This window comes from Hymenobacter duratus, from assembly GCF_014698995.1.
Classification (GTDB): Bacteria; Bacteroidota; Bacteroidia; order Cytophagales; family Hymenobacteraceae; genus Hymenobacter; species Hymenobacter duratus.
Genome location: NZ_JACWZZ010000007.1, coordinates 60,450 through 75,281, shown reverse-complemented (window position 1 = coordinate 75,281; position 14,832 = coordinate 60,450). Strand labels below are relative to the sequence as shown.

Annotated in this window: 7 protein-coding genes and 1 pseudogene; 3 read left to right on the top strand and 5 right to left on the bottom strand. The window is 60.7% G+C overall.

Features of this window, described 5'->3' with window-relative positions; all coding sequences use genetic code 11:
- Positions 1-752: histidine kinase (locus tag IC231_RS20275; RefSeq protein ID WP_190786225.1), on the bottom strand; the 752-nt coding region annotated here is incomplete at its 3' end.
- Positions 753-1,136: 384 nt separating this feature from the next.
- Between IC231_RS20275 and IC231_RS19940 the strand changes: the two genes are divergently transcribed.
- Positions 1,137-1,352, top strand: coding sequence for a hypothetical protein (locus IC231_RS19940; protein ID WP_190786224.1), 216 nt, complete (start codon positions 1,137-1,139; stop codon positions 1,350-1,352).
- A 168-nt stretch (positions 1,353-1,520) separates the two neighbouring features.
- Here the strand turns inward: IC231_RS19940 and IC231_RS19935 are convergent, their stop codons facing one another.
- Positions 1,521-2,285, bottom strand: a complete 765-nt coding sequence (locus tag IC231_RS19935) for a DUF4386 domain-containing protein (protein WP_190786223.1) — start codon at positions 2,283-2,285, stop codon at positions 1,521-1,523.
- Positions 2,286-2,738: 453 nt separating this feature from the next.
- Between IC231_RS19935 and IC231_RS19930 the strand changes: the two genes are divergently transcribed.
- Positions 2,739-8,723 (top strand): FG-GAP-like repeat-containing protein, encoded by a 5,985-nt coding sequence (locus IC231_RS19930; protein WP_190786222.1) that lies wholly within the window; start codon positions 2,739-2,741, stop codon positions 8,721-8,723.
- A gap of 362 nt (positions 8,724-9,085) precedes the next feature.
- Here the strand turns inward: IC231_RS19930 and IC231_RS19925 are convergent, their stop codons facing one another.
- The gene (locus IC231_RS19925; RefSeq protein WP_190786221.1) at positions 9,086-10,498 is read right to left on the bottom strand and encodes a T9SS type A sorting domain-containing protein; all 1,413 of its coding nucleotides are present in this window, start codon (positions 10,496-10,498) and stop codon (positions 9,086-9,088) included.
- 628 nt (positions 10,499-11,126) lie between these two features.
- On the opposite strand from IC231_RS19925, the gene IC231_RS19920 reads away from it, so the two are divergent.
- Positions 11,127-11,912, top strand: a complete 786-nt coding sequence (locus IC231_RS19920) for a hypothetical protein (protein WP_190786220.1) — start codon at positions 11,127-11,129, stop codon at positions 11,910-11,912.
- Positions 11,913-12,142: 230 nt separating this feature from the next.
- Here IC231_RS19920 and IC231_RS19915 read toward each other — a convergent pair whose 3' ends face one another.
- Both IC231_RS19915 and IC231_RS19910 read right to left on the bottom strand, forming a co-directional pair.
- Positions 12,143-13,111 carry a site-specific integrase gene (locus tag IC231_RS19915; RefSeq protein WP_190786219.1) on the bottom strand — a complete coding sequence of 323 codons (969 nt, stop codon included), beginning with the start codon at positions 13,109-13,111 and terminating at the stop codon, positions 12,143-12,145.
- Positions 13,112-13,388: 277 nt separating this feature from the next.
- A pseudogene (locus IC231_RS19910) lies at positions 13,389-14,433 on the bottom strand (PQQ-dependent sugar dehydrogenase).
- Positions 14,434-14,832 lie beyond the last annotated feature (399 nt).

Here is a 14,832-nt window from a genome sequence, read left to right as displayed (position 1 = left end):
TTGCGGCGCCACCGGCGGTATCCCCACAGCCCGGCGGCGGCCCCGGCCGTCAGCAGCAGGGGCAGGTGCAGCGCCGACGACAGCGCCATCCGATGCTCCATCACAAAATGCAGCACCCCCCGCAGCCGCTCCACTACCCGTGGCGCCTCCTCCGACTGCCGGAGCGTGAGGGCGTAGAGGTTGTTGAGGGTGTTGAAGAGAAAATGCGGGTGAATCTGGGCTTGCAGCAGCTGCAGCTCCGCCTGGTAGTTTTCCCGCTGGAGCTGCTCATTGGCCAGCTCCTTGCGGCGCCACCGGCGGTATCCCCACAGCCCGGCGGCGGCCCCGGCCGTCAGCAGCAGGGGCAGGTGCAGCGCCGACGACAGCGCCATCCGATTATCCGGGGGGCCGGCCGCCATGGCCGTCCGCAGGGGCAGCAGCCCCCAGTGCCACCCGGCGTAGGACAGCAGCGCCGCTGCGCCCAGCCAGCCCAGCGCCCGGCCCAGCAGGCGGCCGTGCCGGGGCTGCTCGGCCCAGAGCTCAGGCAGCACCCCGTAAAGCAGCGCGTAGGTGGCCGGCGCGAACGTGCCCAGCACCACCAGCAGGGCAAACAGCAGGGCCAGCCCCAGGTGGTCGACGAACGCACAATGGTAATACAGCAGTACCGTCTCCAGCAGCCCAATAGCCAGCCAGAACAGCCCGTGGCGCAGGCCGGGCCGCTCCTCTATCTCCCGCAGCCCTTGCCGCAGCGTCTGTTGTAGTGCCTGAGCCATATCCACCGGGTGCGTTGAGCCCACATGAATATACCGATTTAGGCGGCGGTAAGCTGCTGGTGATCTGATTTATAGACCAACAACAAGGCTTCATCGACTAACGGTCGAATCAGCAGTTCATCGACCAACGGCTACCGTATTTCCCGGCGCGGGCGTCGCCGGACGAATAGGCCAGCGCGGGCTGCTTGAGCGGGCCATCTTTAGTGCAGGTAGCGGCTGACCCCGACCCCTGATTTCACCCGTAGTTTACCCCAACGCCATGAAAACGTCTCTTCTTGCCGCCTGCTTCGCCTGCTGCTGCCGGCCCTGGTCCACGCCCAGCGAGCCCCGCAAAGCGGCTACTGGAACCTGGAAACTAACCTCACTACCCGCGACTACACCCTCGTGCGCTTCTACAACGCGCAGGACCAGCTCGTGCGCGAAGAGCGCCTCGACAATCTTTGCCTGAACCTCAGCCCGGGCACCCCGTTGTGCCGCCGCACCGCCCGGCTGCTCAACGCCACCCTGGCCCAGGTGCTGCAGGATCCCAGCAGTTCCACCATGCTGGCCACCCAGCTCGGGCAAAACCGGCGCATCCAGCGCGTATATGCTGTGCGCTGAAGCATGGGGCTACGCAGCATAAGCTTGTCTGATGGCTGCGAGGTAATTATCTATCCTGCCTAGCTTCTTGCCGGCATGCATTCTACTGCCCGGTCTTCACGGCGGGCTTGGATGTGTAGTGCGAAAACGGCTTAAGCAGTAAGGCCGCAAAGGCTCCGTCTTAGAGCATCATTCCGCCCCTGTCAGTACAGGCACGGCACTTTGCTGAAGGGGCTGCGCTGCGCGGGTGGGCCAGTTTGCCATGTTCACTCCCTTGATCAGCAGCCACAGGCACAAGGACAATTCGCCGATGAACGGCAGCAGTAACAGAGCCGGGAGGAGCACCTTTGCCAGGGCCGGGGCAAACAGCGCCGCCAAGCAACTCACCAAATAGCTCGCGCCCGCCGCTTGCATTCCCACCCCTAGTACTTTGGGCAGGTAGCCCGACTTGAAAATCAGGTAGCCGTTCACCAAGCAGGTGAGGCCGAAAAACAACAAGGCCACATTGAACGCCACACCGTGCGCTTTCAGCAGCAGGTGGCCCAGCAGGGCCACCTGCTGCGTGCCCAGGGTTTGCACGTACTGCGTGTTTTCCAGCGTCGGCAACACGAGGAGCATAAACACTTTGCTCACCGACTCGACCGACAGCGACACCAGGTTCAGGACCAGAGCCAGCAGCACGAGACGATGGTTAACGGGCCGCAGCAGCAGGTACTCAATCCACTGCAGGGGCACGGCGCACAACACGAGCAGCACGTTGAGCACCACGGCGCATTGCCACAGCCCCGGCGACGCCAGGATATTGCGCGCAGTTGCCGTCGCATCGCCTGCAACCAACAGCTTGCTCATAACGAACCCTTCTGAGAAAGCGCCGAATACGATAATTGCCAGGTATAAGGCCCCACCAAGGCGGGCAATCGTCTGCGGTGAGGTGTGCAGTAGGGGTAGAGTCATGAGGAAGGCACGGTAGATAAGTTCAGCGCAGCTGCTTCAGGGTTAGTGTGGCGCGCGCAAGGGGCAGCCTGCGGCGGTTTCACGTGAAGCCAAAAAGAGGAGTGAGGCTCAGCCGGGTAGATGCGGGAACAGCAGGGAAGGTTGCCCGGATAGAAAAGTAAATTGGCGGACCGCCTATACTGCCGGCTTTGTGCCTGGTGAATGCATTGCACTTATTCCAATACGATATGAAGAATACCCACTATTAGGTATTGTCTGCGGTGCTATTGCACGGGTATTTTTGTGGGTTGCGTCAGGAGCGCATTCTTCCTAAGCGGCTACCCACGAGTAGTCCAATAACCTAACGTGAGGTAACCGCCTCGATATCAAGTGACACACCTTTACTTTTTGACGACCTGCAGGGCCGCCCGGCTACGCTATGTCTACCGGCCTGCCCGCTTACTGCTCTGCCTAATGGCACTGCTGCTAGCCCTCCAGCCGGCTCTGGCGCAAGGCCCGGGGTGGCAAATGGCGCAGGCGGGCAGCGCTACGCAGGCGCCCGGCACTGGTTCCAGCACCGTTACCGGAACGGCAACCGATGCCAGTGGCAACGTGTTTGTAACGGGCTATTTCAGCAATAAAGTGGTGTTTGGCAGCACTACGCTCACCAGCGCCGGCGGCTTGGATGTCTTTGTGGCCAAGTGGGTGCCTTCCACCAACACCTGGGCCTGGGCCTACAGCGGCGGCGGCTCCGCCGACGATAGAGCACGTGACATTGCCGTAAGCGGCAGCAATGTGTACGTGACCGGGACCATGAATGACTTCAGCTACTACTACAGTAGTGGCTATGGGTCATCCGTGCCAAGCATGCCAACGGTGCGCTTTGGCAGCATTAGCCTGGCAGGCTACTCTACCTCGTACTACAGCGGCTCGACGCACTCCAGTTTTTCGGGTACCAACTACCTGTATGGCAATATGGTGCTGCTCCGCTATACCGATGCGGGCAATTCCGCGACCCTGAGCTGGGCGCAAAGCAGTTCGGTCATGGACCAAACCAAAGGCCTTGCCGTGGACGGCAGCGCTATTTACGTGGTCGGCAGCCAGACGCTGCCCTACTCTTCCTCGTCCGAGCACTGTCAGGCCTTTAGAGGATGTCATACCGATTACTACTCGGGCGGCCAATCCAATATCGTGTTGCAGCGCTATGACGATACCGGTACCGGCGCCACCAACGCGTGGACGCAAACGGCAGGTGGTAAAAGCTACGACCAGGGCCAGGACGTGGCAGTGAGCGGCAGCTACGTGTACATCACGGGTTCGGTCTACAATAATGCCGCCGATGCCAATGTGGTGCGTTTCGGCACGACAGCAGTACCGGGCAGCACTTCCACCTACTCGTCGGATCTGCTGGTGGCGCGCTACACGACGGCCGGGGTTTTCGGTTGGGCCCGGGTAGGGGGGGGAACCAGTGAGGATATCGGACTGGGCATTGCCGTGAACGGGACGAGTGTGTACGTGACAGGTACGATTACCAACACTACGGCCGACGCTACCGCCGTGCGGTTTGGCGGCACGGTGGCCGTGGCCGGTGCCAGCACCACGCTCAGCACGGATGTGCTGCTGGCCCGCTACACCGATGCCGGGGTCTTTAGCTGGGCCCGCGCCGGTGGCGGCTCCGGGGAAGACCGGGGACTGCGCGTTGCTGCCAACAGCACCGCCGCGTATGTTACAGGTTACTCCTTTAACACGGCTGCTGACGCCAATGCGGTACGCTTCGGGGGCAACGCTGTGGCGGGCACTAGCGCGACGGCCAGCAATGATATGCTGGTTGCTCGCTATGCCAGCAACGGCACGTTCAGCTGGGCCCGCACGGGAGGGGGCAGCGGCTCGGATGAGGGCGGCGGCATTGCCGTGAGCGGAACCACGCTCTACGTCGGCGGCTACGCGGCCAGCCCGGCGGCAACGTTCGGGACGGCTGCCGGCTCCCCCGTGCTGGGCGGCACCACCGGTACCAACCGGGCCGTGGCAGCCACCCTGACCGATGCTACCAGCTCCGCCACCTGGCAGACAGCCAAGACCAGCAGCCACGGCGGCACCAGCAGCATTACGGCTACGGCCGTAAATGCCAGCGGGGAAGTGTTTGTGACCGGTACGTTCAAAGGCGAAGTGACTTTTGGCAGCACCACACTAGGCAGCGCAGGCGACAACGACCTGTTTGTGGCCAAATGGGTGCCCAGCAGCAGCACGTGGGCCTGGGCCGTAGCCGGTGGTGGGGCCGGCACCGATGGCGGCACCGGTATTGCGGTGAACGGCAACGCGGTGTACGTCTCCGGGACTGTAAGCAATAGCACTACTGACGTCAACGCGGTACGGTTCGGCACAACGGCCGTGGCCGGGGCCAGCCCGACCCTCAGCGACGATCTGCTGCTTGCCCGCTACACCGACAACGGGAGCAGTGCTGCTTTCAACTGGGCCCGTACCGGCGGCGGATCTGGCGTCGACAAAGCCACGGCAATTGCCGTCAACGGCAGCGCGGTCTACCTCACGGGCAGCATCACCAACAACCTGGCCGATGCTAACGCGGTGCGCTTCAGCGGTACGGCCTTGGCCGGCGCCAGCGCCACGGCCAGCCCGGATGTGGTGCTGGCCCGTTATACGGATAACACCACTAGTGCCACGCTAGCCTGGGCCCGGACCGGAGGAGGCACCGGCGCTGATGCGGGCAACAGCATTGCGGTAGCTAATAATTTAGTGTACATCACGGGCAGCATCACTAATACCCTGGCCGATGCCAACGCCGTACGCTTCAGCGGTATGGCCGTAGCCGGCGCCAGCGCCACGGCCAGCGCGGACGTGGTGCTGGCTCGCTACACGGATAATACTACCGGCGCCACGCTGGCCTGGGTTACTAGCGGAGGGGGAGTCGGGGCGGATGAAGGCATGGGCATTGCCGTTGCCAATGACGCAGTCTATATCACCGGCTTTTTCAGCAATAATGCCACGGATGCCAACGCCGTTCGGTTTGGCGGGGTTGCTCGCTCGGGCTTCGGCACCAATCCCTATTACACCGATCTGCTGGTAGCGCGTTACACGGATACCGGCAGCAGTGCTGCCTTCAACTGGGCCGAGGCTGGAGGAAGTGATAACTTTGATAAGGGGCTGGGCATTGCCGTGACCGGGACCACCGTGTACGTGACGGGCACCGTTACCGGGACGGATACCCCTCCGCGTTTTGGTGGAACGCCGGTACTCGGCACCAATAAGTACAGCAGCGACGTTGTGGTCGCCAGCTACACCGATAATACCAGCTCGGCTACCTGTGAGTGGACTACCGTAGGAGGAGGCAATGGCACCGATACGGGCGCGGCAGTAGCGCTTAATGCGCCGTATGTCTACGTGGCCGGCTCGGTACTGCCGGAAGCGAGATTCAGCGACCTCCGGATTACCAGTCCGGCTAACTACACCGTCAACTTCCTGGGTGCGCTTGATGTCTCCAAGCCGCACATCGGGTGGGTATCACCGGCCAGCGGGGTGGCGGGCACAGCCGTTACTATGAGCAGCCACTTGTTGGGTGGCGCTTCAAACCTGGTGGTGAATGGCGTAAGCACCCTCATTACGGCCAATACCGACAAAACCATCAGCTTCGTGCTGCCCATCGGCGTAGGCCCAACCAATCTCATTACGGCCACGACCAATGCCGGTCCGGTCAGCACCACGTTGTTTACGGCGCTGCTCTCCCCGGTGACCTATAGCCCGGCAGTGAATACCCGCACGGCCCTGGTGCTCAACTCCCGCATCGGCCTGACATTCAGCGAATCCATAACCGCCGCTCCTGGCAACGTGCTGCACGTATTCTCGGCGCAAGCCGGGGGGCGCAAAGCCGGGACGGTAAGCTTGAATGGCAATGCCCTGAGCTTCGCGAGTTCGGGCAGTGGGCCGAACGCCTCTTTCAAGCCGGGCGAAGTAATAAGCGTGAGCCTGGCCGGTACTATCCAGAATGCTGGCGGTCTGCTGGCCAACAAACGGGTGTACCAATTCACCACCGCCGTAGCGGGTTCGGGCGGCGGCAAGTTTCAGACGCCCGCGGCCAATGCCGAGCCTGCCGTAGGGACGACCCCCGGCGCGGTTGCCGTGGCCGACGTAGACGGTGATGGGGACCTGGATCTGCTTTCCACCAGCACGGCGAATAACTCCGTAGTCGTGCGCCTCAACAACGGGAGCGGCGTGTTCACCGCGCCCACGACCGGGGCTACTGTCGGCGTCACGTATAGCCCTCAGGATCTGGCCGTAGGCGATTTAGACGGGGATGGGGACCTGGACCTGGCCACGGCCAGCTCGGCTACCGGCATGGTCAGCATCCGTCTGAACAACGGCAGCGGCAACTTTGTGGCCCCGTCTGCCAATGCTGAGGTCTATACGAGCACGTATTCCCGGGGCCTGACTCTGGGTGACATCGACGGCGATGGTGACCTGGATCTGCTCGTGGCGAACTACTATTCCAACACGGTCAGCGTCCGCCTCAACAACGGCAGCGGCAGCTTCACGTATCCGGCGGCCAATGCCGAGATTATGGTGAATCAGAATCCGCACGCCATAGCCCTGGGGGACTTCGATGGGGACGGCGACCTGGACCTGTTTACCAGCGCATCGAGCTATTACAGTGGCAACACCGTGCGCGTGTCGGTAAACAACGGGACGGGCGGCTTCGCGTACTGGCAGGAGCTATACGTGGGGTCAACTCCCTCCGGCGTAACCCTGGGGGACATCGACGGCGACGGCGACCTGGATCTGCTGTCGGCCAATTCGACGGGCACCACCGTCAGCCTCCGCGTGAACAACGGCAGGGGGTACTTCGTAGCTCCCAGCAGCAACGCTGAATTGAGCGTGGGCTCAGGCCCTCGTACTGTGGCGTTGGGCGATGTTGACAGCGACGGCGACCTGGACGTGCTGACGGCTAACTACAACGACAACACGGTTAGTGTCAGGGTGAATGATGGCAGCGGCAACTTCACGGTGCCGGATGTCTCGGCGAGCTTGAGCGTAGGAACCAGCCCGGTGCAGGCCACGCTGGGGGATGTGGATGGCGACGGCGACCTGGACCTGCTGTCGGCCAATTCGGGCAATGGCACGGTGAGCGTCCGGTTCAATGAACCCAAGCCCTTAACGGTTACGGCGCTGAGCGCCAACGCTGAGCTGCCGGGCATGCCCCTGACTATCAGCGGCACGGGCTTCATGCCCGGCTGCAGCGTGAGTATCGGCGGGGCCGATGCCCTCAACGTAGTCATTAACTCTTCGACGTCCATCACGGCTACCGTACCGGCGGGCGCGCTACCAGGTACCAATCCGGTGGTAGTTACGCTGGGTGCGGCTACGGCCCCCAGTCCCACGACCTTCACCGTCCTCGCCCTGTACGCGGCCGTCACTACATCCTGCCCGTCCACGGTGCCGTACCTCACCACGGGCGACGGCAAGTGGCACTACCTGCTGGCCAGCAACGGTCAGGTGGTGGCTGCCCTGCAGGATACCCGGGCCAGCCTGGGTACGGTAACGGTGAGCTACCAGGTAACGGGTTCAGCAAGTCCGGTACGCGCGGACAGCCGCAACCGTAAGTATTTGGACCGCAACTTCCGGCTTGTTGCAAGCGGCGGCGACTTCCCCGGACAGACGATGAACGTGCGCTTTTTCGGGCTAACCAGTGAACTGGCCCGCTTGCAGACGGCCGACCCCACAGTCGGTTACGCTACGCTCTACGCGACCCAGTACAGCGGATCCAACGAAGACTGCCAGCTGGAAAATAACGACTTTCAGGCGGGTCAGTTCCGCAGCCTGACAGCGGCCGCCAGTACTCCGGGCAACGGTGTTGCGTGGTTTGTGGCCCAACTGGCGGTGCAGGACCATTTTTCGGAGTTTTACCTGACCGGCAGTGCTGCCCCGCTGCCGGTAGAGCTTTCTGCCTTCACGGCTACCAAGCGCGGCCAAGCGGTGGAACTGGCGTGGCGGACAGCCTCGGAAAAGAACAATGACCGGTTTGAAGTGGAGCGCAGCACCGATGGGCATACGTTTGAGCGCATCGGCACGGTGGCCGGGCACGGCACGACTACGCGTCCTACGGACTACTCCTACGGAGACAGCCAGTATCCGAGCTTGGCATCGGTACTCTACTATCGCCTGCGGCAGGTGGACCAGAACGGAAGCGCCCACCTTTCCCCCATCCAGGTGGTGCAGCTGGATAAAATCGCTTCGCTGCAACTGTACCCCAATCCGACGCGGGCCAGTGTCACCGTGACCGGGGTGGCGGCCCACGCCACCATCGAAGTAATCGACGCTCTAGGTCGCGTGCGCCTAACGGTGACGGCGGAGCAATCGGGCCGCACCGTGCTGCCGCTGCCAGCTGAGTTGCCTTCCGGCGTGTACATCGTGCGCAGTCAGGGGCTAACCGGCCGCTTGAGAGTGGAGTAAGAATTGATTCCAGGCACAACCACGCCGCCCGGTTGACTACCCGTCAGCCGGGCGGCGTGGTTTAAAGCGCAGTGGCCATACCTGCCGTTTCATGCAGACATCCAGGAGTTATACCAGGGTATCCAGCATGCTTAGCCGCGCTTTAGTAAGTCGCCTAGCGCCCGTTGGATCTCATTGCCGATCGGTACCTGGTCGAACATCCTGCCGAAGTCGAGCGGGCCGGGCGCGGCCGGTCGTATTCTGTATTCGCTACGCCCTAGACATGTTGGGGGCAAGCTCTCAGGCGGCATAACTAGGGGGCGCTCATAAAAAAAGCCCCAACCAGGTGGTCGGGGCTTTTTCGTGCGGAAAGGAAGGAGGGATTAGTGCTGGATAGAAATCTGCTGGTCGGTCCGCTTGCCTTGTTTGGTGACCACACGCAGGTAATAAATGCCGTTGCGCAGATGCTGCGTGGGCATTTGTGCTTTGCCATGCTGCAGCGTCAGCTCCTGCACGGGCGTACCCTGCCCGTCGTAGAGCGTGGCCTGCGCCTGCTCCGTTTCGCTGCCGCTCACCACCAGGTTGAGCAGGTCGTTAGCCGGGTTGGGATAGGCTTCGATGCGCGTGGCCTGCTTAGGCTCGGTCGGCATGACAATGAAGCAGGGAGCGGTCGGCACCACGGTAGTCGAGGTCGAGCCGGTACCGTCGGGCAGCCGGATGAAGAGCGTGTACGTGCCTGGCACGTAGTTGGTGACCACCGGATTGAGAGGGCCGCGCGAGTAGTAGCCATTCGGTCCGTACCAGGTGTAGGTCATGCCCGGCAGCTGGCAGCCGCTGGGAGAGGTCGTCTGCAGCGTCACGCTCGTAGCCGAAGTGGGGCAGCTTTGCGGCACCGCCCCCGGCAGTTCAAACACGACTACGTCATCGACAAAAACGTTCACCCGTTGGCCGGTGTAGCCAGTAGTTGCATTCGGGGCGAGCGAGGCCCCGCTGAAGAGGCCGATAGTCAGAAAGTTCTCGTTGCCGGTCGCCGTGAAGGCCCCACTAACCCGGGTCCACTGGTGGTCGATCTGCAGACCGCCCAGCACGCGGGAGGTAGGGGCCGCGGGCAGCTCATACTCGAACTGGCAGTAGATGTCATCCCACTTGGGGCAGGGAGCCGGGTTGCCGTTAGTAAAGCTCAAGCCAAAGCCGTAGTTGATCCAGGCCGATTGGCCGCCCGAGCCCTGATTGGGCGTGGGAATGGTGGCCCAGCACTCGGCGTAATACTGCCGCCCGGCCGTCAGCGTGGGAATTGCCTGGCTGATGTAGTCGCGCACCTGGCCGTAGGTGGGGTGCGCACTCAGGTACTGGTTGCGCAGCAGCACCAGGCCGCCGCCGCTGTGCGGGGTTGCCGAACCCACCAGCGCGTAGGGCGAAGTAGGGTTCATGAACGGGTTGGTAACGCCCGTATGCATGTAAATGGGCCGTCCTTCCGTTGGGCTTTCCCAGTTGGTGCAGGTTGTGGGCAGCTGGCCTTCGTGATAGTGGCCACCGCCCATGTTGTTGGTCGTCGTGTTGGTCGGCAGCTGTGAGTACTTCTCAAAGTCGCCGTTGGTAATGGACGAGCAGACGGGCAACTGCGGTTCCGGGTAGCAGCCGGTGCAGGGGGGACCGGGAATGGTCGCCGGATTCGGCGTGCCCTGGGTGGACGCAGGGGCCTTAGCGGCCGTCTGGGCCTGGGCTCCTAAGCCGGCCGTTAACAGGCAGGCTGTGAGCACGGCATGGGGTAAGGAAAAGCGGTAAAGTGTACGCATACAGTAAAGCGGTAAAGGGTTGGAGATAAGCGGTAAAGGATGCGTAAAGCAGCACATTACCCATCTTTGCTCAAAGTCCTTTTTCGCCTGATTTGTGACTTGTATTTTAAAAGATCAGATAAGATTATTCAAATACTCATATACTCAAAAACACGCTACACTAGACAGCAGGCTGGGTAGCCCGAGGGTAGCAGTGCGGCAGGCGCACGAGAACGGCCTGGCTTCCCACTATAAGAAAGACTCCCATTATAGGAGGTCTTGCCCGCGAGCGTGGAGCAGGCCGGTTCCTGGACTAAATACCCATATCTGGGTATTTTAGGGCCCTTCCGCCGGCGATACTTTCTCTCACAGGATCAAAACATATGCACGAGGCTAAGCGGGAATAGCTCCAACGTCGTGACCACTCCATTGGGTTAAGGGACATATCGGCTCAGCAGCACGGAATATCCAATGATATCTTGGCTAGTTTAGGCAGCGAGCACCCTATCATTCGGCTACTCGTAGGCCAGCATGCAGGATTTGTACCACTGAAGCAGAATAGTCCCGTTGTCCGGAAATTTCACTTATCCCATAGATGTCTGATCCTGCGTTCCGGCTAATTGACTCAGCACCTGCCCGGCCGCGGCCCATGAGCAGCCTGGTGCTGTTCGTTCTCTGCCTGCTGGGAAGTTGCGCCGTTGTTCTGGCCGTCCTTGTCCTCGAGTTCCTGTTGTTCACCAAAGGCAATGACGGCATACAATCGGGTTCCTCCTTCCTTCTTTTCTTTAGTCTTTTTTTAGGCGTCTGTGGACTGATCATCAGTTGCATCAACCGATGCTTCCGCTGCATGATGGCCATACTGCTGGGCCTCTCACCAGTTGAGCTACTCGCTTATTTTATCTACGCTGTGGGTGGCTGGGCCCCATACTTATCACCGCCTTCCCCCCCGCAAGTATCCGCAGAGGATCAGCAAGCCCTGATCATGGCCCGTCGGGAAGCCCTTGCCCGTACTCACCTAGCCGAGCAAGAAGCAGTTGCTCGGAACTACCCGTACACGGGCCGGGATTCTACTCAGCCCTACTATACTGCTGATCAGATGCCCAGCCTCACCGGCAAAGCCGAATACCGACCTCAGCAAAGTGCATCGTATGTCGAGCTGGCCCAGTTGCTCCACCGCCATGCTATACCCAGACTCGATCCTACGGAACAGCATTTGGACACGATTCCGGTTGGCTTCACCGTCGGCCCCTATGGCGGGATTTTTCAAGCCCAGATTCAATACGGGGAAATTCCCGAAACCGGCGCTCATACGCGGGCGGAGGCGGCGGTATTGCAGGCCGTTAGCAAGCTGCCCCGGCTGCATCCTGGGCGCATACATGGTCAGCCCGTGTCGGTGCGCATCGTGGTTGCGGTGCCATTGGCCGTTCCACGCTGAATGAACTTTTCAATACTACACCTGCCACGGATAATCTGCCGGCTTCTTCACTCTAGTGGGTAGAGGGGATGTCCTGAGCGGGATAGGCGACCTAATACCTTGGCACCTTCTCACTAATAGATAGGCGGAAGGTGGAGTGATAATCGCATCCGTGTAATTATGTTCATCGGCGTAAGCTCACTCTGTACAGTGATTATGATGAACCTTACCTACTAAATCCTAGCAGCAGATTATAAGCCAAGTTCCTTAGCCGAGTTATGCTGCCGCACATTATCCAGGCGAGTGTAGCGCCGGATCATCGCACTGGTCTTGTGCTTGGTCTGGTTCATGATTTTGGAGTCATCGGCTCCGTTAAGCTTGGAGACGGTCACGAATGAGGCTCGTAGGGAGTGGGCCGTGTATTGAGAGCCTAGATATTGTTGCACGATTAGGTTAGTGTACTTCGTGGTCATACGGCGACTGGTCAATTTATTGTTCTTGCGCAGTGAAACAAACACCGGTCCCTCAGTGCGACCGAGTAAGCGCAGCCAAGCTTGCAGAGAGCGAATAGGACATAAGGCAGAATCAGGGGAATAGAATATGGCTTTCTCTTCAGCCTGACCCAACTGGTTAGTTTTGCTCTGCTGCAGCGATACTACCAAGCCATCGTTATCAAAGGCCAAGTCCTCGACGTTTAACGCCTCAAGCTCCGAGCGCCGAAACGCCCCCGTAAAACCCAGCAGCAGCAACGCCCGGTTACGCAGGCCAGCGGGCACGCTGATGTTGATACTCTTGATGGTATGCTTGAAGCTGCCCAATGAAAACGCCGGCGCTTGCTTTTGCCGCGTCTTAATCTCCCGGGCAATGCCCTTAAGCAGTACCTTGATTTTCTTGTCGGCCGTGGGCGACTCCACACCCGCTAATTCATGCGCCTTGGCAATGGCCGCGGCGTGCCGCTCAATCGTCGCATACTTTTTTCCAGAGTCGGCCAGCTCCGTCAGAAATCCAACTAAGGCTTCAACCGACGCCGGCAGTGACTCCAACTGGTGCAACACACACCAAGCCGAGAACCGCTTACAATCCCCGGCGTAGGCGCGCACCGTGTTAGCCGCCCCGCGCAAGCCGGACTCGACATAGCGCTGGGTAGATTCAACCAAGTGCGCGGGCACCCGCACGGCTGGCGTAGACAAAATGACGTGCAGCTGATTTTCGGTAGCCATATAATAAAGGAGTAGCGAAGTGAAAAGTGGCGATTTTCGTTTCCTAAATATAAGGAACGATAAGTAAACCTTATCGGACCTTATTGGTATCGTCTCAAACCCCAGCGAATGGAGGGTGCAGCATCGCCTGCCTGAATAGTATGGGTGCCAGCCCAGCCAAGTCCCGGCCCACCAACGATGCGGAAGCTGGATTGTAAACGGGACTCAATACGGAAGACCAGACCTAAAAAGCCCTGAGCGGCTGGCTGGCAGCAGCCATTGCCCGGGTAAGGCGGCGCTACTGACGCGGCGCTCGGGGAGCAATCTTCCACAATTCGCCGTTGGTCTCATCCGTGACGACATACAACGCTCCATCCAGGCCTTGACGCACGTCGCGGATACGTTGCTTGCGGTCGGTGAGCAGACGCTCTTCTCCCGTCACGCGCCCCCCCCTCGATCTGCAGGCGTACCAACTCCCGGTCCTTGAGGGCGCCGACAAACAGGTTGCCGCGCCAGGCCGGAAATGCGTCGCCGGTGTAAAACTGCGCTCCAGACGGCGCGATGACGGGGTCCCAATAATAAACCGGATCTACGTAATTGGGCTTGGTTGTTACGGCGCCGGGAACAGGCTCCCCCGAGTATTCCTCGCCAAAGGTGACCAACGGCCACCCGTAGTTTTTGCCCCCTTCAATTCGGTTGAGCTCGTCGCCGCCTTGCGGACCCATGTCGACGGACCAGAGCTGCCCCTGCGCGTCGAAGGCCAGGGACTGCACGTTGCGCTGCCCCACGGTCCAGATTTCGGCCCGCGCGCCAGCCTGCCCGGCAAAGGGATTGCCCGCCGCCGGTTGCCCATCGGGGGTCAGACGCAAGATTTTACCCATGTGGCTGTCTAACTGCTGGGCCTGGGGCCGGATTTCCAGGTCCGAGCGTTCTCCCAGGCTCAGGAACAGCATGCCGTCGGGCCCAAACGCGAGGCGGGAACCGTAGTGTTTGTCGCCGTTGTACGCCGGCAGGGCCCGGAAGATGACCCGCACCTGGCTCAGGCTTCGGCGGTCAGCGGACAGCACGCCTTTGGCCACGCTGGTGGCGTTGCCCGTAGCTCCCCGCGGCTCGGAAAATGACCAATAAATCGTCTGGTCCGAGCTAAAGGTGGGACTAAGCGCCACGTCGAGCAGGCCGCCCTGCCCCGTGGCGTACACCGCTGGCATCCCCGTAATCGGGTCTCCTACTTGCCCAGCGGCGGACACGATGCGCAGCGTGCCTAGCTTTTCAGTGATGAGCAAGTCGCCGTTGGGCAACGGTTCCACGGCCCAAGGCTTTTTTAATCCCTTAGCCAGCACCATCACCTCAAAGGCTGAACTCGATTGCATTCCCCGGGCCCGGGTTTGTTCCGGAAAAGTCGGACTTTGTTCCGGCACGTTCGCGGTCCGGGTCTCAAGCGGGGGCCGGTCAGAAGGATTTGCGGTTTGTCCGGTCGGGTCCTTCTTGTCTTGAGTGCGCTGCTCCTGGCTGGAGCGGTTGCAGGCGGCACCTACGCCAAGCAGCAGGATGGTAGCCGCACCGGCTAGGCAGCGTTGAGTTATGGGATGTTGCATAAAGATACAGTGGCTGTTGGTCAGGGAACAAAGTCCCACTGAATACGCAAGCCGCCGGGTGCTGTTGTTGGGTAAGTTGCCCGAGTGGAATTCTTTCCTGAATGCACCCCTCTGGCTGCACGGGTTTACGTAAAAATTCCAGCGTAA